The sequence below is a fragment of the Tropicibacter sp. Alg240-R139 genome (genome assembly GCF_900537075.1).
GTDB lineage: Bacteria > Pseudomonadota > Alphaproteobacteria > Rhodobacterales > Rhodobacteraceae > Falsiruegeria.
Genome location: NZ_UNRA01000004.1, coordinates 122,607 through 140,309 on the forward strand (window position 1 = coordinate 122,607; position 17,703 = coordinate 140,309).

At 57.9% G+C, this 17,703-nt stretch carries 19 protein-coding genes; 11 read left to right on the top strand and 8 right to left on the bottom strand.

Annotated features, from left to right (window positions below; translation table 11 throughout):
- Positions 1 to 82 precede the first annotated feature (82 nt).
- The 5 genes from G6R15_RS16285 (at position 83) to G6R15_RS16305 (ending at position 4,444) form a co-directional block, all read left to right on the top strand.
- A complete protein-coding gene (locus tag G6R15_RS16285; protein ID WP_164661038.1) occupies positions 83 to 496 on the top strand; it encodes a hypothetical protein in 414 nt (137 codons plus the stop codon).
- Between the two features lie 51 nt (positions 497 to 547).
- Positions 548 to 961 carry a secondary thiamine-phosphate synthase enzyme YjbQ gene (locus G6R15_RS16290; protein WP_164661039.1) on the top strand — a complete coding sequence of 138 codons (414 nt, stop codon included), beginning with the start codon at positions 548 to 550 and terminating at the stop codon, positions 959 to 961.
- A gap of 125 nt (positions 962 to 1,086) precedes the next feature.
- The gene (gene nrdR, locus G6R15_RS16295) at positions 1,087 to 1,557 is read left to right on the top strand and encodes a transcriptional regulator NrdR (protein ID WP_164661040.1); all 471 of its coding nucleotides are present in this window, start codon (positions 1,087 to 1,089) and stop codon (positions 1,555 to 1,557) included.
- A 5-nt stretch (positions 1,558 to 1,562) separates the two neighbouring features.
- Positions 1,563 to 2,654 (top strand): bifunctional diaminohydroxyphosphoribosylaminopyrimidine deaminase/5-amino-6-(5-phosphoribosylamino)uracil reductase RibD, encoded by a 1,092-nt coding sequence (gene ribD / locus G6R15_RS16300; RefSeq protein ID WP_255456179.1) that lies wholly within the window; start codon positions 1,563 to 1,565, stop codon positions 2,652 to 2,654.
- Positions 2,655 to 2,725: 71 nt separating this feature from the next.
- Positions 2,726 to 4,444, top strand: a complete 1,719-nt coding sequence (locus tag G6R15_RS16305; RefSeq protein WP_164661042.1) for an amidohydrolase — start codon at positions 2,726 to 2,728, stop codon at positions 4,442 to 4,444.
- A gap of 1 nt (position 4,445) precedes the next feature.
- On the opposite strand, the gene G6R15_RS16310 is transcribed toward G6R15_RS16305, so the two are convergent.
- The 3 genes from G6R15_RS16310 to G6R15_RS16320 all read right to left on the bottom strand — a co-directional run bounded on the left by G6R15_RS16310 (position 4,446) and on the right by G6R15_RS16320 (position 8,973).
- The gene (locus G6R15_RS16310; protein WP_164661043.1) at positions 4,446 to 6,446 is read right to left on the bottom strand and encodes a capsular polysaccharide biosynthesis protein; all 2,001 of its coding nucleotides are present in this window, start codon (positions 6,444 to 6,446) and stop codon (positions 4,446 to 4,448) included.
- 4 nt (positions 6,447 to 6,450) lie between these two features.
- A complete protein-coding gene (locus G6R15_RS16315) occupies positions 6,451 to 7,575 on the bottom strand; it encodes a polysaccharide biosynthesis/export family protein (protein ID WP_164661290.1) in 1,125 nt (374 codons plus the stop codon).
- Between the two features lie 105 nt (positions 7,576 to 7,680).
- The gene (locus G6R15_RS16320) at positions 7,681 to 8,973 is read right to left on the bottom strand and encodes a capsule biosynthesis protein (protein WP_164661044.1); all 1,293 of its coding nucleotides are present in this window, start codon (positions 8,971 to 8,973) and stop codon (positions 7,681 to 7,683) included.
- 161 nt (positions 8,974 to 9,134) lie between these two features.
- Between G6R15_RS16320 and G6R15_RS16325 the strand changes: the two genes are divergently transcribed.
- A complete protein-coding gene (locus G6R15_RS16325) occupies positions 9,135 to 9,722 on the top strand; it encodes a riboflavin synthase (protein ID WP_164661045.1) in 588 nt (195 codons plus the stop codon).
- Positions 9,723 to 11,192: 1,470 nt separating this feature from the next.
- On the opposite strand, the gene G6R15_RS16330 is transcribed toward G6R15_RS16325, so the two are convergent.
- Positions 11,193 to 12,248, bottom strand: a complete 1,056-nt coding sequence (locus G6R15_RS16330; RefSeq protein WP_164661046.1) for a proline racemase family protein — start codon at positions 12,246 to 12,248, stop codon at positions 11,193 to 11,195.
- A 143-nt stretch (positions 12,249 to 12,391) separates the two neighbouring features.
- Here G6R15_RS16330 and ribB point away from each other — a divergent pair, with 143 nt between their 5' ends.
- From ribB to nusB, 3 genes are read left to right on the top strand one after another with little or no spacing between them, the layout of a single operon-like run.
- Positions 12,392 to 13,525, top strand: a complete 1,134-nt coding sequence (ribB, locus tag G6R15_RS16335; protein ID WP_164661047.1) for a 3,4-dihydroxy-2-butanone-4-phosphate synthase — start codon at positions 12,392 to 12,394, stop codon at positions 13,523 to 13,525.
- A gap of 6 nt (positions 13,526 to 13,531) precedes the next feature.
- On the top strand, positions 13,532 to 14,083 hold the full coding sequence (locus G6R15_RS16340; RefSeq protein ID WP_164661048.1) for a 6,7-dimethyl-8-ribityllumazine synthase: 552 nt from the start codon (positions 13,532 to 13,534) through the stop codon (positions 14,081 to 14,083).
- Complete coding sequence (gene nusB / locus G6R15_RS16345) at positions 14,080 to 14,562, top strand: transcription antitermination factor NusB (RefSeq protein WP_164661049.1); 483 nt, start codon at positions 14,080 to 14,082, stop codon at positions 14,560 to 14,562. The genes G6R15_RS16340 and nusB overlap by 4 nt, the downstream gene beginning before the upstream one ends.
- A 178-nt stretch (positions 14,563 to 14,740) precedes the next feature.
- On the opposite strand, the gene G6R15_RS16350 is transcribed toward nusB, so the two are convergent.
- Positions 14,741 to 15,517, bottom strand: a complete 777-nt coding sequence (locus tag G6R15_RS16350; protein ID WP_164661050.1) for a LuxR family transcriptional regulator — start codon at positions 15,515 to 15,517, stop codon at positions 14,741 to 14,743.
- Positions 15,518 to 15,621: 104 nt separating this feature from the next.
- On the opposite strand from G6R15_RS16350, the gene G6R15_RS16355 reads away from it, so the two are divergent.
- Complete coding sequence (locus tag G6R15_RS16355; protein WP_164661051.1) at positions 15,622 to 15,927, top strand: hypothetical protein; 306 nt, start codon at positions 15,622 to 15,624, stop codon at positions 15,925 to 15,927.
- A gap of 221 nt (positions 15,928 to 16,148) precedes the next feature.
- Here the strand turns inward: G6R15_RS16355 and G6R15_RS16360 are convergent, their stop codons facing one another.
- Positions 16,149 to 16,574: an SRPBCC domain-containing protein gene (locus G6R15_RS16360; RefSeq protein WP_164661052.1), complete on the bottom strand. Its 426-nt coding sequence runs from the start codon at positions 16,572 to 16,574 to the stop codon at positions 16,149 to 16,151.
- Positions 16,567 to 16,890, bottom strand: coding sequence for a helix-turn-helix transcriptional regulator (locus G6R15_RS16365; protein WP_164661053.1), 324 nt, complete (start codon positions 16,888 to 16,890; stop codon positions 16,567 to 16,569). Before G6R15_RS16365 ends, G6R15_RS16360 begins: the two co-directional genes overlap by 8 nt.
- A gap of 117 nt (positions 16,891 to 17,007) precedes the next feature.
- On the opposite strand from G6R15_RS16365, the gene G6R15_RS16370 reads away from it, so the two are divergent.
- Positions 17,008 to 17,457, top strand: coding sequence for an MmcB family DNA repair protein (locus G6R15_RS16370; RefSeq protein ID WP_164661054.1), 450 nt, complete (start codon positions 17,008 to 17,010; stop codon positions 17,455 to 17,457).
- Here the strand turns inward: G6R15_RS16370 and G6R15_RS16375 are convergent.
- Positions 17,449 to 17,637, bottom strand: a complete 189-nt coding sequence (locus G6R15_RS16375; RefSeq protein ID WP_164661055.1) for a DUF6324 family protein — start codon at positions 17,635 to 17,637, stop codon at positions 17,449 to 17,451. The genes G6R15_RS16370 and G6R15_RS16375 overlap by 9 nt on opposite strands.
- Positions 17,638 to 17,703: the final 66 nt, after the last annotated feature.

The following is a 17,703-nucleotide window of genomic DNA, read 5'->3' on the forward strand; positions in this document are numbered from 1 at the left end:
ACAACGCTGTGAAACGCTCTGTCCGGCGCTGGTTGGACGCACTACACTGTGTGCAAGAAATTTAACATTTGGGTATCGATTCATGAAACATATCGTCACTGCCTGCACTGTTGCAGCGGCCCTGGCCACCGCGCTTCCCAATCACGCCGACGCGTTTTCGGCTCGCAGTGGCGCGCGGGTGAACCCGGTCAACGCCGCCATTTTCGAGGTCGTGCCGCGCAACTCGGGCCGCACCAATGACATCTGGTGTGCAGCGTCTGAATTTGCGCGGCGCCAACTGGGGGCAGGGTGGAAAACCCAAGTCTACGTAGCCCGCGGGCGCGGCGCGAGTGTCACGACGGGCCGCCGTTCAGCCGTTCAATTCACCATTGATCCGCAGGCCGCTGGCATCACGCCAACCGACGGCGGATTTTTCAAAACTGGCTTTAACGTGGGCGACAGCATGTCAGTGCAGCAAGCCGACGGGATGTGTGAACCGGTGCCGATCCGGTTTTGATTTTGACCTGACACCCTTGCGGGCGCGCGTGCGGTTGTCCACAGTCGCCTCATGCAGACCGAGTTTGAAATCACCACCCAAGGTCAGGGCCTTTATGAGTTCACGTCCCAGGTCAAACACTGGACCCGCAGCAGCCCGCAAGATGGGCTGCTGACGCTTTTTGTGCGCCACACGTCCTGTTCTCTGCTGATCCAGGAAAACGCCGACCCCGAGGTTCAGACCGATCTGAGGGCGTTCTTTCATCGTCTTGTGCCACCAACAACCGAACCATCGATGTCCTATCTCACGCACACATATGAGGGGCCAGATGACATGCCCGCCCACATCAAAGCGGCGATGATGCCGGTGTCGTTGTCGATCCCGATGTCAGGCGGTGTACCAGTTTTGGGCACCTGGCAGGGGATTTATCTGTTCGAACACCGCAACGCGCCGCATAACCGCAAAGTTGTTGCGCATCTGAGTTGATTTTGCCCCATGATCTAGCGGTGTGATTTCCCCTCTACCCAAACTGTAGAGGCTGCCCTATAGTTGTGGATAAGTGGGTCGGAGTGCTCACAATCAGAGGCGGAAACGAACGAGGGAGAAGGCGGATGCGCTGCCCGTTTTGCGGAAATATAGACACACAGGTCAAGGATTCACGCCCAGCCGAGGATCATGTTTCGATCCGGCGGCGTCGGTTCTGCCCGGCTTGTGGCGGACGGTTCACAACCTACGAGCGGGTACAACTGCGCGATCTGGTGGTGATCAAGACCAATGGCAAGCGCGAGGACTTTGACCGGGACAAGCTGGAACGGTCCATTCGCATTTCGATGCAGAAACGACCGATCGAGCCTGAACGCATCGATCAGATGATTTCCGGTATCGTACGGCGGCTCGAGAGCATGGGGGAAACTGACATTCCATCGAAACAGATCGGTGAGATTGTCATGGAAGCTCTGGCCCGCATCGACACGGTCGCATACGTGCGATTTGCAAGTGTATACAAAAACTTCCAGGCGGCGGATGACTTCGAGGACTTTGTTCATGAACTACGCCCACCGGTGCCCCCTAACGAAGAGTAAAGACTTTGGACAATAGGTACATGGCGCTGGCCCTATCACTGGGGCGGCGCGGTCAGGGGTCGTGCTGGCCAAACCCGGCTGTGGGCTGTGTTGTCGTTAAAGATAGGCGCATTGTTGGTCGCGGCTGGACCCAACCCGGTGGTCGACCTCATGCTGAACCTGTCGCTTTGGCCCAGGCGGGCGAGGCCGCGCGTGGTGCTATAGCCTATGTCACGCTGGAGCCGTGTTCGCATCACGGTAAGACACCACCATGTGCGCAAGCATTGATTGATGCCGGTATTGCCCGCGTTGTCTGTGCCTTGCAGGACAGTGATCCGCGCGTGTCTGGGCAAGGCTTCGACATGCTGCGCGCCGCCGGGATCGAAGTGACGATCGGCGTTCTCGGCAACGATGCCGCTCGCGATCATGCCGGGTTCCTGTTGCGTACCGAACAAGGGCGTCCGCTGGTGACACTGAAACTTGCCAACAGCTTTGATGGCCGCATTGCCACCGCGACCGGTGAAAGCAAATGGATCACTGGGCCAGAGGCGCGGCGCGTGGTGCATGCCATGCGCTCTCGTCATGACGCGGTGCTTGTTGGGGCAGGGACGGCGCGAGCAGATGACCCGTCGTTGACTGTGCGCGATATGGGTGTTGATCGCCAACCCGTGCGCGTTGTCGTTTCGCGCCATTTGGATTTGCCGCTGATGAGCCAGCTTGCCCGCACCGCCAAGGATGTGCCGGTCTGGCTCTGTCACGGACCCGGAGCCGACATCGAACGCATTCGCGCGTGGGAGGGAATCGGCGCCAAGCTGATCCCGTGTGCATTGCATGGCGTGCAGATCGACGCGGGTGATCTGTTGCAACAACTGGGAACGGCTGGTTTGACACGGGTGTTCTGCGAGGGCGGTTCGGCTCTGGCGGCTTCGCTTTTGGTGGATGATCTGGTGGACGAGTTGATCGGGTTCACGGCAGGATTGGCCATCGGGGCCGAGGGGCTGCCGTCGCTGGGGGCCATGGGGTTGGACCGGCTGGCCCAAGCGCCACGCTTTCAATTGACCGAGACGCGCCCAGTGGGGGCCGACGTCGTGCATCGCTGGACGCGCGCGCTGCGCTGAAGCGCGACAAATACCTAGAAATATCTGATTATCAGAATGCTATTCCTGCAGGTCTCAACAGGAGAGTATTCATGAATTGGTCCATTGTGTCGGCGGTTCTCGCCGCGTTGCCTATTGTCGTGCAAGCACAATCCAACAGGCTCAACCCAACTGCCGACTACGCGCTGATTAACGGGCGTGTTCACACGATGGACGCAGACAGCCGGGTTGTCAGCGCCGTCGGGATCGAGGGTGATAAGATCGTCTATGTGGGCGCGGCGGATGGCCTGAAGGACGTGATCGGGATCGGGACCGAGGTGATCGACCTTGAGGGGCGCATGGTGTTGCCGGGTTTTGTCGATGGTCATATTCACGCCGCAGCGGGTGGCTTGATCATGCTGGGCGTCGATCTGCAAACCGATGAAAAGGACGAATTGTTCAACCGCATTCGCAAAGAAGTCGAGACCAATACAGATGACATCATCCTGGGCAATGGCATCCGGTTCAATCCCTGGACCGATGGTAACCCAACCGCCGACATGCTGGACGAGATCGAAAGCGAACGACCTGTCTTTCTGTGGGCGATTGATGGGCACGCAGCCTGGGTGAACTCTAAGGCTTTGGAGCTTGCAGGTGTTGATAAGGATACGCCCGAGACGGTGCCGGGGTTTTCGTTTTTTGAACGGGACGCGGATGGCAACCCAACCGGGTGGATCGTTGAAATCCCGGCGCAGATGCAGGTGCTGACCTCTCTTATCGACGTTACGCCGGACTTCATGTCCGAAGGCGTGGGGCAGTGGTTGCAACGCTTTGCGGCTGCAGGCATCACAACTGTGCATGACCATGGCATTCAGGGGATGAGCCAGCAGGAAGGCTTTCAGATGATGGCTGACTTTGAACAACGGGGCGAATTACCAGTTCGCTTTGTCGGTTCGTTCTATTGGAACGACGGCGGGGTTGATCCCTTGCCGGGCACGATGGAGTTGCGCGAACAGTTCAACTCGGATCTGGTGCAGGCGCAGTACCTCAAGATCAACATGGACGGGGGCGACGACAAGTGGAACGCGCTTTACGTCGATCCATACACCGACAAGCCAGATCATACGCCGGATCCGATTATCCCAGTCGATATTGTAATGGATGCTGTGCGCAGGGCGGACGCGGTGGGGATCAACGTGACCTGTCACTGTTTCGGGGATCTCGCTGTGCGTGCTCTGCTGGACGCAATCGAAGCCGCGATTGCAGCCAACCCACCGCGCGAGCGGGCGCATAAGATCACCCATGGCACGTTGATCCACCCCGACGACTACGCGCGCTTTGCGGAACTGGGCGTGATCTACGACAGCACAGGCTCTTGGATGTCGCTTGATCCCTTGCTGCAATCGGTGTCGACGACCCGGCTGGGGATGGAGCGGGTACAGGCGATGTTTCCGGTCAACCGCGTGGCGGATGCGGGCGGCATATTCTCGTTCGGGTCAGACTGGCCGGTGTCTGGCTATGTCTCTGAATACCGCCCCTTGGCCGCGATCGAGGTCGGCACCACGCGGCAATTGCGTGGGCGCGAGGATGTGGCGCCTTTAGGTGGAGACGGGGCGAAATTGCTGCTGCAATTGGCGTTGGAGGCGCACACCATCAATGCGGCCCGCGGGATGGGAATGCAGGCACAGATCGGCAGTCTGGAGGTTGGAAAGATGGCGGATCTCGTGGTGTTGGAGCAGGATTTGTTCAAGGTTGCGCCTGCGCAGATTTCAGATGTCGACGTGTCATATACGATCATGAACGGGGAACTGACCTATGAAAAGGTCGAGTAACTTATCGCCAGAGATGCGCGTAAGTGGCAAAGGCGCCCTGAAGCTTTGACAACAACCGGTTGGCCAGTCCGGGATGGGGAACTTTGCCCGTGGCAAGCCGGTCTATAGCAACCTCGACCGGGCAGGGTTGTCCGGTGACGGGATCAAAATAGCGTGGATAATCGATCAGCGCGGCATGGACCAGGCCGTATAGGGTTGGCTGTGCCGCACGCCGCGCCGGGACGTTGCCCAGGTCACGGGTCAAACCCCAGCCTGCATAAAACGGCGCGCCGAGCGTTGTCACCTCTACCCCGCGCAGCAGTGCCTCGAATCCCAGAAGCGAGGTCATGGTCCAGATCTCTTGCACCTGATCCAGCAGGGCGGTCGGATCGGCATCTGTTGCGACGACATCGGCCAGGTCGCGGGCATCGACATCGCCCGTGCGCAGACCTGCCTCGACGTCCGGGTGCGGTTTGTAGATGATCACCGCGTCTGGATTGGCCGCGCGTGCATGTTCCAGCAGGGCGAGGTTGGTGTTGACCTGTCCCGCCCCCTTGCGGATCGAAGCGTCGTCTTCGACCTGACCGGGAACCAGAATGCGGTGTCCATCGGGCAGGGTGGGCATTGCACCGCCCAGATTGTATTTGCTCAGCCGTTTTTGGGTCAGGCTGGTGATCAAGCGTTCGGCGCGCAGGTGCTGATCGGGACGCAGGGTGGCGCGTTGGGTGATCAACACCTCAAGCCGACTGGGTCGGGTTGGGTCATAGTAGATGCCCAGATCATCGGTCACGAGCGACAGGGGCGGCACCAATTCAGCACCCAATCCCCGAGAGCGCAAGAACCCATCCTCGATCCGCGCCGCGTCGCTCTGATCTTCCGCGCGTCCGGCCCAGACCATGTGAGAGCGGCCCTGCAAATCGCTCGGGGCTTCATCAAACACCAGCTTCTTTTGTTGGCCAAAAAAGGCCTGCATCGGTTTGCGTTTCCACAGGCGCATGCCGCTGGCCACCCATCCCCGATGATCCTGTCGCCAGGCACGCGCCTGCGCCTCGAGCGTGGCCATCACGTCCTCAAGTTCGCACAGGCGGTCATGGTAGGGATCGTACCATGTCGGGGCCAGGATCATTGCCGCGCCAAAGAGCTGTGCCTTGGTCAGTTTTCGCTGACGACGCGGCACAGGAAACTCGTCTATTGTCAGCCCCCAGCCCGCATAAAACGGTTGACCAAAAACACGGGGTTTATGCCCGGCGATGATCGCCTCGAACCCCAGCTGCGAGGACAGTGTATAGACCCCAACCGCCCCTTCGAGCAGCGCCCAGGGGCTCACCGGGTTGCTCAGCAATTGAATGCGACTCGATGCATCCCGTTCCGAGTAGTACCCGCTGCGATACCCGGCGACTGTTTCAGGATGGGTTTTGATCACAACGGGCGCGCCGGGGTGTTCTTCTTGCGCAAAAACGAGCATTTCGCGAAACAGTGCGTCGTTGCCTTTGCTTGCGCGAACCGATGCATCATCGCGGGTTTGATCGACCACCAGAACATAGCCCGGCGCAGGCACCTGTGCCGTGGGATCAAAGCCCGAATATTTGCTCAGGTGGCTTTCTTTCATCCGCGCCATCGCATTTCGGGCGCGGTTCAAAAGGGCGGTATCGTCCAGCGGATCGGTGGTAAGGAGTTGTTCCAGATCCGACGGAATAGCAGGATCAAAATGCACGCCGGACCGGTCCAACATTAGCCCCAAAGGGGGCTCGCCCCCGCGACCGGGCTGAAGCGAGCGTAAAAACGCATCCTCGACCCTCAAAATGGGGGTGTCGTGTTTTTCAGCTGCGGCGCGGCCGCGATGTGCAGTTGGGCTGTCACCCCAAATTCCGACCAGGTCACCGTCACGGGGTACACCCAAACGCAGGTCATAGCCCTCCAGTGACAGAATACGCCTAAGCCTTCTTTGCCACAAAAAGCCCCCGTTATACACAAACAGCCGAGAGCGGGGGCTCTCGGCTGTTTCGACTTGATCTGGGATCATCAGGTTAGCTGCCGGCGATAGTCTGCAGGTTGGCCAGCGGTGTCAGGCCACCAGAGATAAGCGAGATGGTCTTGGTCCACTGTGCATAAGGCGCCTCGGTCACATACAAAGTGTCTTCGTCGCGGATGACAAAATCACGGGCGATAAACAGGCCGTTGGGTTGGGTCAGGTTTAGTACATAGACCATGCGCTGTGCCCCTTGCAGATCGTCGCGGCCCAAAACCTGTCCTGCGACTTCGGCTGGTTCATTGCGGAAAATGAAGACACCCGTGGGGTCTGACGCAATGGAAATGAGACCGCCAACCTGTGCGATGGCCTCCAAAGCTGACAGATCCTGGGTTTCGAATGGTACGCGGGCCTGCGCGTTTGTGGCACCAAGTGCGGTGAACGATCGGGTGTCTTCTTCGACCAGAATGCGATCACCGCCGCGCAGTGCGATGTCGAGCTGAGGGTTGTCGAACAGATCCTGGAACCAGATTTTCCCCTGTTGGCTGCCACGTATCACCGTGACCTGTGCGATATCAGGTTGGATAGTTACGCCACCGGCTTGCGCCAACATGGTGCCCAATGTCCGGGTTGGGCGTTCGATCGGGTAAATACCCTGCGCGCCAACCGCGCCTACCAGCGAAACGGTCGACCCGTCGCCGGCCAGGCGGCGCACCTGCACTTGTGGGTCAGGTGTCTGATCTTCTAGCTTGGCGGTGATCATCTCACGCAGCTGTTCGGGGGTGTTGCCCGAGGCGCGGATGCGTCCCGCATAGGGCACAAAGATAAAGCCAGCGCTGTCGACTTGCACTTCTTCCAGAATGGTGGAATTCGCCGCTTCACCTGCCAAAAGGCCATCATCGACGTTTTCCCAAACGGTCAGACCCAAGACGTCGCCGGGACGAATGGTGTCGGAGGTCAGTTGGGATGCATTCTGAAACCCGCTGGTAAATCCAAGGGCGGGAACAACGGCGGTGGCGCGGGTGACACGGTCGTTGACCGAGACGATAAAGGCGTCGCCTTCTTTTTGAACCGACCCGGCAAAAATTTCACGTTTGTTCGGGCCCACTTTGGGCAATGAACACGAGGCCACGATTCCAATCGCAGCCAGCACGGCAACGGGCTTCGCCCAGCGGACGGACATGGATTTCACTGCTCGGTCTCCTCGACCTATTGTTATTCTGCCTGAGTTTTTTTTAGCAACCTATCGGAATCCGTCATTAAAATCCAGTCCCCGGTCTTGTGTCTTTCAGTTCACAAGGCGCAACTGTTGCCTTGGTGCCGCTGTGCCTGATTTGAGCGCATCATACGGGTCATCCGACGACAGCATCATGTCGACCACTTGGCGCAGCAATTGACGCCGCCCTTTCAGGGAATAGAACCCCCCAGGGACTTGGCTGGTTTCCAGCAGGTAACGGCGGTAATCTTTGTAGGCGCGATTATCTGGTCGGCTGGCTCCGGCAAAAAAGTCGCGCAGCGGTTGATCCGAAACGAATTCGGGCTTGGCGTAGACAGCGCGACCAAAGACCTTGAGCGGAATCCCGCGCCAGAGCACCTGTTGGCCGGCGGTCGAGTTCACAGTCACGGCTGTGCGCGCGTCATTCAGCAAGCGAGCCAGCTTGCCGCCGCGTACATAGTGCACACGCCCATCAAGCCCGTGTTGTTTCGCCAAGCGCTTAACCTCGCGCTTAATCGGAACGCGTCCATCTTCCAGCGGGTGCGCTTTGACCACCAGGTGGTGATGCTGCGGTGCGCCTGCGGCAAAGCCTTCGAACATCTCGGTCAGAAACTCGGTCATCGTGGAAAAAGGCGAGTGCATCTGGAATGAACTGTCGTGCTCCAACTGCAAGAGCGCCAGATGATAGGGAAAGCCACCATTGCGCACGCGCCAGGTCGCTAACCCACGCTCGGCCCAATGGGCTGGCATCAAGAGCAAGCGCTTGAGGTAGAGGCGGAATTCCTTGGTCACGGTCAAATCGCGGTGCGGCTTGAAATTGCGATAATCGCCGTTCCGGAACATCACAAACCAATGATAGAGCGCGCCGTAAAAGACATGGTGCCGGGTGTCCCCCCAATGGGACGGGGGCAGGGGGGCCTCCATATCCGACAGTTCAAGCGCGGTTTGCATTTCGGCGATGGACATGTCCATCAGTCGCGAGTTGCCATTTGATCCACCGCGTTCGTAAGTGACCCAATAGGGTCGCATATAGCCCTCTTCGAAAACATGGACGGTTAGCCCGCGGGTCCTTGCGATCTCTATTGCTTTGGCATGAATTGGGCGGGTGTCACCGTATAACACGATGTCGCTCACACCGCGCGCTTCGAGCAGTTGGATGAAGACGTCGGGCCATTCATCGGGTGTGCCGCGATAGGGGATGTAGCTTTGGGGATGAAACCAGAACGCGCGGTCGCCTGCATTGAACCCCACGCGCCAGACGTCGACCCCGGCGGCGCGTAACATCCGCCCAAGGGCGTTGAAAAATGGCCCGTGGGGACCCTGTAGAAACAGGAATACGCGCTGAGATTTTGCCGGTTCTGGCATCTTTCGTCCTTTGGGCCGGGTTGGCTGTTGATAACCCTTTACCCGGTGTTTCAGGCAAAACTATGACTCTCGCATTGCGCCAGAGCAAGCAGCGGGGGCTTGTCGGGCGCGAAACAGACCGTTACGTCAGGTGCTGATTTAGGCATGCAGAGGCAAATGAAATGTTTACCGGGATCATCACTGACGTCGGAACCGTGGCCGAATTGGAGCAGCAAGGCGATTTGCGGGCGCGCATTCGTACTGGATACGACACGAAAGGCATCGACATTGGCGCTTCTATTGCCAGTGATGGCGTGTGTCTGACTGTGATTGCGCTCGGTGATGACTGGTATGACGTGCAGGTGAGCGCTGAAACCGTAGATAAGACCAGCCTGGGTGCATGGGCCGTAGGGCGTCGCGTGAACCTGGAGCGTGCGCTGAAAGTGGGCGACGAGTTGGGTGGTCATATCGTGTCTGGCCATGTGGATGGAGTGGCCGAGGTGATCGCGATGGTGGACGAGGGCGACAGCACCCGCGTGACCCTGCGTGCGCCCGAGGCGCTGGCGCGGTTCATAGCACCCAAGGGGTCGGTCGCATTGAACGGGACGTCTCTTACGGTGAATGAAGTTGATGGTTGTGACTTTGGTATCAACTTCATCCCGCACACGAAAGAAGTAACAACTTGGGGTGACGTGACCGTAGGGGACTGTATCAACCTCGAGATCGACACTCTGGCGCGCTATGTGGCGCGGTTGAACGAGATGTCCTGAATCCTCTAGTTTCAGTGTGCCTAAGAAGGGGCACTCCCGCCCGTCGTCGATGTTTCTTGCGAAACATCTCCTCCCGTTGGGCCGGGCCTCGCTACGCTCGGCGGTCCGCGCTTTATTGCGGTCTCGCACTGCAGGGCGGTTTGAGCGTCGATGGTCGAGCGAAACACTTGCTACAGGCCGGRCTGCGCCGCGCGCAGCGCGGCGCTACGCCCAAAGCCGCTAGCGGTGCCGACGAAGTCGGGRTCGCTCGGGTGCGGGAGCTCCCCCGGACTGACTGGACGCTGGATGTTCAGCTTCCATGCGTTGGTCTAGACCCTCCGACTTTCAGTCGGGCCCGCTTTAGTGCGAAGCATCGTGTCATGTCCTTTTCCGCGAGTAAGGACATGAAATATGACACCGGCAAGAACTGCGTTTTCTGTCACCTCGTCAGGTCGTCCAAGTTTCGCTGCGAGGTGCTGACCGGGGCGCCGCTCTGCGGAAGTGTAACATCTGTCGTCAGGGCAGTTCGTCCGTCAATGTGTCGGGAGTTTCCTGCAATCCGCAAGCACTACTGGGGTTGCCGGTTTTTGGGACAGGGGTGGTTTTCAGCCATCAACGGTTTCGTCACCGAAGACATCGCGCGTCGGTACCTGGAAAAACACATCTCTGATCCCATCGGTTCAGTCCCCGCTTCTGTCAGATCGTGTCGGCAATGAGACGACCCTTTTGTGAATTCCAGGTTCAAAAGACGCATACCTACGTAGTTAAGCCGCTGAGTGTCTGTAATCGAAGGGCGTGATGATAGGCATCAGCGAAGTCGGCCAGATGCGAAAGGAGTAGGTCTTGGCGTTCGGGGTGATGCCGCTTGACGGTCGTGTTCCCGATAGTGCGGTTCATGTGTGCGACCGGGTCACCGACCCATGGGCGTTGGGCCACGGCAGACTTGTTGGTGCGGCAAGGGCTACACAGAGAAAGATCTTGCCCTGCGCGATCCGGAGTTCGGCGATGTCTCCTCTCGGTAGCATCCATGGGATGCACCTGCCGGGCGGTGGATATGTAAAAAGCCGATTGCATACCGCTAAAATGTCCGCCGGATCGGCATGTCCCTGTCCATTTCAGGCGGACGCGTAAGGCTGCGCTGCAGCAGGCAATGATGCAATAGAGATCGCGTGGGATAGGGAAAAGAGAGCTGTAAGCCATAGAGGCAATCATCAAGCGGAAGCACAGCAGGGCGTCGAAAGGCAACGATCATCGCCTCTCTACCTTTATCTTTGAATTGTCCTTTATTTCCTGGACACCTTCTTGGTTCATGTTGCGCTGAGTGTTTTCAAAGCTTGTCCCTCTTGTTGAGTGCCGTGCAAGCAACTGCTGGACAGCAATGCGTGACGCAGTCGTGACGTATCTGTCCCACAAGGTGTCCATCGTTTCCATCGAATGGATCGCACCATCAGAGCATGGAAACAAACACACACGGACACGAAGTCCGACCGGTCAGCCCCAAATATCCCCGATGGTATAACCGTTCTGGAACGGATCTGACGGATCGCGGAACCAGTTTGCCGTGCCATAGATCCAACCTTGGCCTGACAATGTCGGGACAATTGCAGGGTAGGGGCCGACTGTCGTGGTTTCCTCGATCCGTCCTGTGAACGTTGTCCCCATAGGCCCTGCGTTCACATAGTCCCGCCCAGCATCCAGCATACCCTTGGCATGCAGCACGGCCATCTTGGCGCACGTGCCTGTGCCGCACGGGGATCGATCCAGAATACCGGTTAAGGCTTCGGGCCTGGCGGGGTCAAAGTCCCCGGTTGATACAGTGATCGCCCCCAGCCCATCTGTCGTCGAATCGACCGGATCAGCATAGAGGTTGGTAATCGTCGGGCCGGTGATCGCCGGGTTTTCCGGGTGGATCACAGGCAATTGTTCCGCACATGCAGCGCGCACGGCCTCAGAAAGTTTCACAATCCGGGCGCCGTTCTCTGGGATCAGTTCCAACCCGAACTGATCAGACTGGGCTAGAACAAAAAACATCCCGCCCCAGGCCACATCAACCACGACCTTTCCCAAGCTCGGCACCTCGATTTCGGCGTCCAGATGCACCGCAAAGGCAGGAACATTGCGAAATGCGACCCGTGTTACCTTGCCGTCGCGGCATTCAGCCTTGACCCGCACCAACCCAGCGGGCGATTCCAAGGTCAGCTCGGTCACGGGCTCGACCATCGGTAGGATACCGGTTTCCAATAATACAGTGACGACGCAGATCGTGTTCGATCCGGACATGGGCGGATATTCGGTCTGCTCCATGATAATGAACCCGGCATCAGCCCGAGGATCACAAGGCGGCACCAGCACGTTGCAGCACAGAGCCGGATGCCCACGCGGTTCGCGCAGCATCATCAGGCGAATGTCGTCTGCATGTTCCTGCATCCATTGCATTTTCTCGAACACGCTGTTTCCCGGTAAATGCGGCATGCCGCCAGTGATGACGCGCCCCGGTTCTCCCTCGGCATGTGCTTCGACCGCTGTGATTATGCGTGATGTCCGCATTTGGCCCCTCCGCCATATGTCGTTGGTACGCTAACACACCGACGGTGCGTTATGAACACTGTAGAAGGGCGGCTAATGACTCGCAATTGCCGTGTGAGTGAGGTATTTCGCCAGTCAAACACTTCTCCTCGAAAGGCCGTGATATGAGCTTTGAAACACCGGGACCCGTCGAAACCACCTGGAGCGATGCCATTTCGCCAATCGACGAGATCATCAACGAAGCTCGCAATGGCCGGATGTTCATCCTGATCGACCATGAAGACCGCGAAAACGAGGGCGATTTGGTCATTCCAGCGCAGATGGCGACGCCCGAAGCGATCAACTTCATGGCCAAACACGGACGCGGTCTGATCTGCCTGACCTTGACCGAGGATCGCATTGACGCGCTTGGGCTGGAACTGATGTCGACCAATAACTCGTCGCGTCACGAAACCGCTTTTACCATTTCGATCGAAGCGCGCGAAGGCGTCAGCACCGGCATTTCGGCCCATGACCGCGCCCGTACCGTGGCTGTGGCCATTGACGCGGGAAAGTCTGGATCTGATATCGCCACGCCAGGTCACGTGTTCCCGCTGCGTGCCCGCGATGGTGGCGTTCTCGTGCGAGCTGGCCATACCGAGGCCGCGGTGGATGTCAGCCGACTGGCTGGCCTGAATCCTTCGGGCGTGATCTGCGAGATCATGAACGAAGACGGCACCATGTCGCGTCTGCCCGAGTTGGTGGCTTTTGCACAACGGCACAGTCTGAAAATCGGAACCATCAGCGACCTGATTGCTTATCGTCGCCGCAACGACAATCTGGTGCGGGTTATCGACGAGGAAACCGTCAACAGCGAGTTCGGCGGCGACTGGACCATGCGCATCTATCGCGATGAAACCCACGGCGATGAGCACATTGCCATGATCAAGGGCGATATTTCCGGGGCAGAGCCGGTCATGGTGCGGATGCATGTTCTGAACGCGATGCGCGATGTTCTGGCAATCGGTGGCGCCAAGCGGGCCGGTAAATTGGGCACCGCAATGAAACGAATTGCCGAAGAAGGGCGCGGCGTTGTCGTGCTGTTGCGCGACGTGGACCACGCGGTGAGATCTGAGGGCGGCGTTGGGCAAGAGGTGTCGACCAAAGTGCTGCGCCAATACGGTCTGGGCGCTCAGATTTTGTCGTCGCTGGGGCTGAGCAAGTTGAACCTGATGACCAATTCGCCCGCGCCGAGCGTTGTGGGGCTGGATGCTTATGGTCTGGAAATCACCGGCACCAGCCGGTTGGACAAGGAATAATCGCCAATGGCTGGTCACGAGCAGCATTACATCATGCCCCGCGCCGAGTTCGACAAACCGGTCAAGATCCTGATTGTCGTTTCTCCGTATTATAAGGACATTGCCGACAATATGGTCGCCGGTGCTGTGGCCGAGATTGAAGCAGCAGGCGGGACGTATGAGGTCGTTCAGGTGCCTGGAGCGTTGGAAATCCCGACTGCCATCGGCATTTCGGATCGTCAGAGCAACTTTGATGGTTATGTTGCTCTCGGCTGCGTCATCCGCGGCGAGACCACCCACTATGACACCGTCTGCAATGACTCGAGCCGGGCCATTCAGCTGCTGGGTTTGCAGGGGCTGTGCATCGGGAACGGCATATTGACGGTTGAAAACCGTCCACAGGCCGAAGTGCGCGCTGATCCTGCCGATCAGAACAAAGGTGGCGGGGCTGCGGCTGCGGCCTTGCATCTTATCGCGCTGCGCCGTAAATGGGGCGCTTCGAAAGAGGGTGTCGGATTCAAGCCGCCCTCTGAGTCCATCCTTATGGCTGGCGATAGCAACGGATCCACAACCGCATGACCGATACAGGCGCGCCCCTTTCGGGCAACCAGAAACGCAAGATGAAGTCCGCCGCCCGGCTTTATGCCGTGCAGGCGCTTTATCAGATGGAACAGACCGGACAGACCACAGAACAGATCATCGTCGAGTTTCTGGATCACCGTTTCGGGGCCGTCTACGAAGATGTCGAAATGCAAGAAGGCGACAGCACGCTCTTTCGCAAGCTGGTGCATGACGCGGTGAACAATCAGGCTCTGATCGACCAGATGACTGACCGGGCGCTGGTGGCGAAGTGGCCGATTGCACGTATCGACCCGACCCTGCGGGGGCTATTCCGGGCCGCCGGAGCAGAGCTGACTCAAGGCGACACGCCACCCAAAGTGGTTATTGTCGAATTTGTGGATATTGCGCGTGCCTTCTTTCCGGATGGGCGTGAGGCGAACTTCGTCAATGCTGTTTTGGATCACATGGCGCGCGCGGCCAAGCCTGAAGCATTCTGAATCTCTATTGCATTGAGTTCAGTCAGAAAAAATTGGTGCAGACGCCTGGGAAATAGAACGCCTGCACCAGATATTTTCGAAAAATAGTCCACTCAATACAGCTCCTAAGTTTCCACCACTCACTCACGGGATTCTCAGGTGCACACCAACAGTATCTCCGCGAGACTGTGGGAAAAACCTATCGTTTTCGATAGTGCTCCGGTGCGATCAGTCCCATTTGAACGGCGCGAACCAATGCAGCCTCACGCGTGGGTGCCCCCAATTTGTCGCGTGCTGACTTGATATGGGTGCGAACCGTGATTTCCTTGATTCCCAGAAGATTGCTGATCCGGTCATTTCTCAGGCCTTCGCTGAGCAGTGCCAAAACCTGCTGTTCACGGTTGCTGAGGGGGCGCGTACTGGCAAGAATGGGCCCAAAATCCACCACGCCCCCCTCGTCGTCTTGGGTTTCGGGTCCAAGGTTTGTCGCAATAACGGTGGCCAGGATTCGCATTTCGCGCGCCTGATCCGTCATCACCTGTTCGGCGTCGGGGCGGTCGGAGCTGAGCACGACGATCTTTGCCTCGTCTCCGGGGCAGGGCACCACAAGGCTGAACAAATGCACATAGCCGGATGCTTTGAGACCGTTGTATAGGCTGATAGATTTCTCGCTGTTGGCAGTTACCGCCCGTTCTTCGCTTTTGAGGTAAATCGATTCGATTCCGTTCGTGACCTGCGCCAGCAGCGGGTCCTCATCTGCGTAGTTACCTGATGAATACTCCTCCAACCATTCAGCGCTCATCGAACTGCGCGACCATTTAAGGACGCCAGTGGTCGGGGAGAAACAACCCATGTTCAGCGCGTTGAACCCGATGTTTTGCAAGCTGGAAATGACGAAATCCCAACGATCCTGATCGGAAAATCGCTGTGACAGCTGGTCCAGCAACTCAAGAGCAAACTCGCTGATGGGCTTCATTCGGTCTCCGGTCAATTGGGCCGCGGTATTGAGTGCACAACTGGCCGCAGTGTCATTGAAACAAACTTGCGCTAAATTGTAGTCGGAGAAAAGGAAAATGGCCCATGCCCAAGCTTATCCGCCTCTATATCACGAATGTGTGTACTGGATTTGGCCTGTCCGCCATCTTTGTGGGCGCTTTGTTGTGGCTCAACGTCGCCAATCTGTGGGTTTTGATCAGCGGATCGGGTGTGGCTGCGCTGGCGGTTTTCATGCTGTGGTTCATGAACGGAATCGTTTTTGCAGGCGTACAATTTGCATTGGCGGTGATGAATTTGGCCCAAAGGGATGATGATCGCCACCGGGGCACACCGATTGCGGTCAGTTTTTCACCGGATTCTTCTGTTGCTCGGGGCAAACCGGGCCGCTAAGGCGTTGAAGTTTTTGGAAATGTGGCGGGACCACCAGTCAACCGTGGTGCTTTGATTCCCGAGGACCTGTATATACAGGTGGGCGCCAGGTAACCGGACCACGGTCCGGACAGAGCCAGCTCCCTCGGAATTGCTTAAGGCCACCGGAATGCTGCATATCACGAGAAGGGCAGAACCCGCCACAGCCCTAACTAGGCCGCATGGCGGGCTCTTACAAGGGTTCAGGCCGCAACAAGTTCGTGTATCGCGCTTCGCATCCGGGCAATATGATCGTCCCACCCTTTGTCCAGGGCAAGAATAAGGCCGAAGGCTTCGGCACCCTGTGGCAGCCCCTCATGCTCTAATGACAGCTGTGTACCGCCAGCGACGGGCGTCAATGTCCATTTTACCGTACTTACGGCGTCGCCCATGGGTTTAACCGTAAACGAATATTCCAGATATTCGGGAGCACGCGCCGCTATAACCTCACCCCAGATCAACAGATCACCGCTTTCAGTTCCGAACATTTCCAGCTTTGATCCCTGTTCCAAGGGACGTTCGGGGCGGTGGAACCACTCGGCCAGCCGATCGGGTTGTGTCAGGTAATCCCATACGGTTTCCCGCTCGGCCTTCAGGTAGATGGTCTTTTTCAGAACGGCGTCAGTCATGTTGTTCTCCTTCAATGGCCGTTTTCAAATCACTCAGGCGGGCATCCCAGAAGCGGTCGAAGAAGCTCAGCCAGTCGAACACCGGTGCGAGCCCCGCAGGATTCAGCCGGTTGATCCGCTCGCGGCCTCGAACTTCGACCGTGATCAACCCACCGTCCGACAGCATGGTCAGGTGCTTTTTGACAGCTGCGCGGGTCATGTCGAACTGGGTCGAGACTTCGGCAATGGTCATGTCCTGGTCCGTCAGGAGGCGCATGATCTCGCGTCGTGTCGGATCCGCCAGGGCGCGAAAAGCAAGGTGGGGATTTTGGGTCATCTTGGGTCACCGCAAAAGAGATACTAATTGGTATCATTTATGGGGTACCGTTTGGTATCATGTCAAGCTTCGTAAATCAGGCTTGAAGTTTGTTCACGAATTGTTCACTATTTAAGTATGGAGCTGGATCTGCAACCTGGTCAGAAACTTGCCCGCGGGGTCGCTCGACACTTGCGCGGCCACAACTTTGTTTCTGTTGAAGAATTTGTGCCCACCCGTGGCTTGCGCGTTGACGTTCTCGGCCTTGGTCCCAAGGGCGAGGTCTGGGTGATCGAATGCAAATCCAGCCGTGCCGATTTTCAATCCGACGCCAAATGGCAGGGCTATTTGGAATGGTGCGATCGCTATTTTTGGGCTGTCGATATCGACTTTCCGACCGAACTTTTGCCGCCCGAGTCTGGGCTGATCATAGCTGATTCCTACGGCGCCGAAATCATCCGCATGCCGGATGAGCAGAAACTTGCGCCCGCGCGGCGTAAAGTGATGGTACAGAAATTCGCGACCCACGCAGCCCGCAGATTGCAGGCATTACGCGATCCCGGCATTCCCCCCGAGATGTTACCCTGAGACGCCGCGCGCGGCTTGAGCAGCGGCACGAATTTCCTCGGCGATTTCCTCGGCCTCTTCGGGATCGAAATCCATCGGGACTTCCACGCCTTGCGATTCGATGAAAATGCGCACCATGCCCTCGTCTGTGGGGCCGATTTGCATGTTGGCTTCGACGTCGCGTTCGGTGTTGATACCCATGGGTGCCTCTTTTGTCAGTAGGGCCTTGTGCTATCGCGCAGGGGCTTGAAAATCAAGCCGGGTTCG

Bases quoted from the DNA above. Each gene is read 5' to 3' on its own strand.
- G6R15_RS16320 (WP_164661044.1), bottom strand. From the start codon at position 8,973: ATGCCAGAACCGGCAAAATCTCAGCGCGTATTCCTGTTTCTACAGGGT.
- nrdR (WP_164661040.1), top strand. From the start codon at position 1,087: ATGCGCTGCCCGTTTTGCGGAAATATAGACACACAGGTCAAGGATTCA.
- G6R15_RS16330 (WP_164661046.1), bottom strand. From the start codon at position 12,248: ATGCGGACATCACGCATAATCACAGCGGTCGAAGCACATGCCGAGGGA.
- G6R15_RS16285 (WP_164661038.1), top strand. From the start codon at position 83: ATGAAACATATCGTCACTGCCTGCACTGTTGCAGCGGCCCTGGCCACC.
- G6R15_RS16355 (WP_164661051.1), top strand. From the start codon at position 15,622: ATGCCCAAGCTTATCCGCCTCTATATCACGAATGTGTGTACTGGATTT.
- G6R15_RS16375 (WP_164661055.1), bottom strand. From the start codon at position 17,637: ATGGGTATCAACACCGAACGCGACGTCGAAGCCAACATGCAAATCGGC.
- G6R15_RS16310 (WP_164661043.1), bottom strand. From the start codon at position 6,446: ATGATCCCAGATCAAGTCGAAACAGCCGAGAGCCCCCGCTCTCGGCTG.
- G6R15_RS16350 (WP_164661050.1), bottom strand. From the start codon at position 15,517: ATGAAGCCCATCAGCGAGTTTGCTCTTGAGTTGCTGGACCAGCTGTCA.
- G6R15_RS16305 (WP_164661042.1), top strand. From the start codon at position 2,726: ATGAATTGGTCCATTGTGTCGGCGGTTCTCGCCGCGTTGCCTATTGTC.
- G6R15_RS16360 (WP_164661052.1), bottom strand. From the start codon at position 16,574: ATGACTGACGCCGTTCTGAAAAAGACCATCTACCTGAAGGCCGAGCGG.
- nusB (WP_164661049.1), top strand. From the start codon at position 14,080: ATGACCGATACAGGCGCGCCCCTTTCGGGCAACCAGAAACGCAAGATG.
- ribB (WP_164661047.1), top strand. From the start codon at position 12,392: ATGAGCTTTGAAACACCGGGACCCGTCGAAACCACCTGGAGCGATGCC.
- G6R15_RS16370 (WP_164661054.1), top strand. From the start codon at position 17,008: ATGGAGCTGGATCTGCAACCTGGTCAGAAACTTGCCCGCGGGGTCGCT.
- G6R15_RS16315 (WP_164661290.1), bottom strand. From the start codon at position 7,575: ATGTCCGTCCGCTGGGCGAAGCCCGTTGCCGTGCTGGCTGCGATTGGA.
- G6R15_RS16365 (WP_164661053.1), bottom strand. From the start codon at position 16,890: ATGACCCAAAATCCCCACCTTGCTTTTCGCGCCCTGGCGGATCCGACA.
- G6R15_RS16340 (WP_164661048.1), top strand. From the start codon at position 13,532: ATGGCTGGTCACGAGCAGCATTACATCATGCCCCGCGCCGAGTTCGAC.
- G6R15_RS16325 (WP_164661045.1), top strand. From the start codon at position 9,135: ATGTTTACCGGGATCATCACTGACGTCGGAACCGTGGCCGAATTGGAG.
- G6R15_RS16290 (WP_164661039.1), top strand. From the start codon at position 548: ATGCAGACCGAGTTTGAAATCACCACCCAAGGTCAGGGCCTTTATGAG.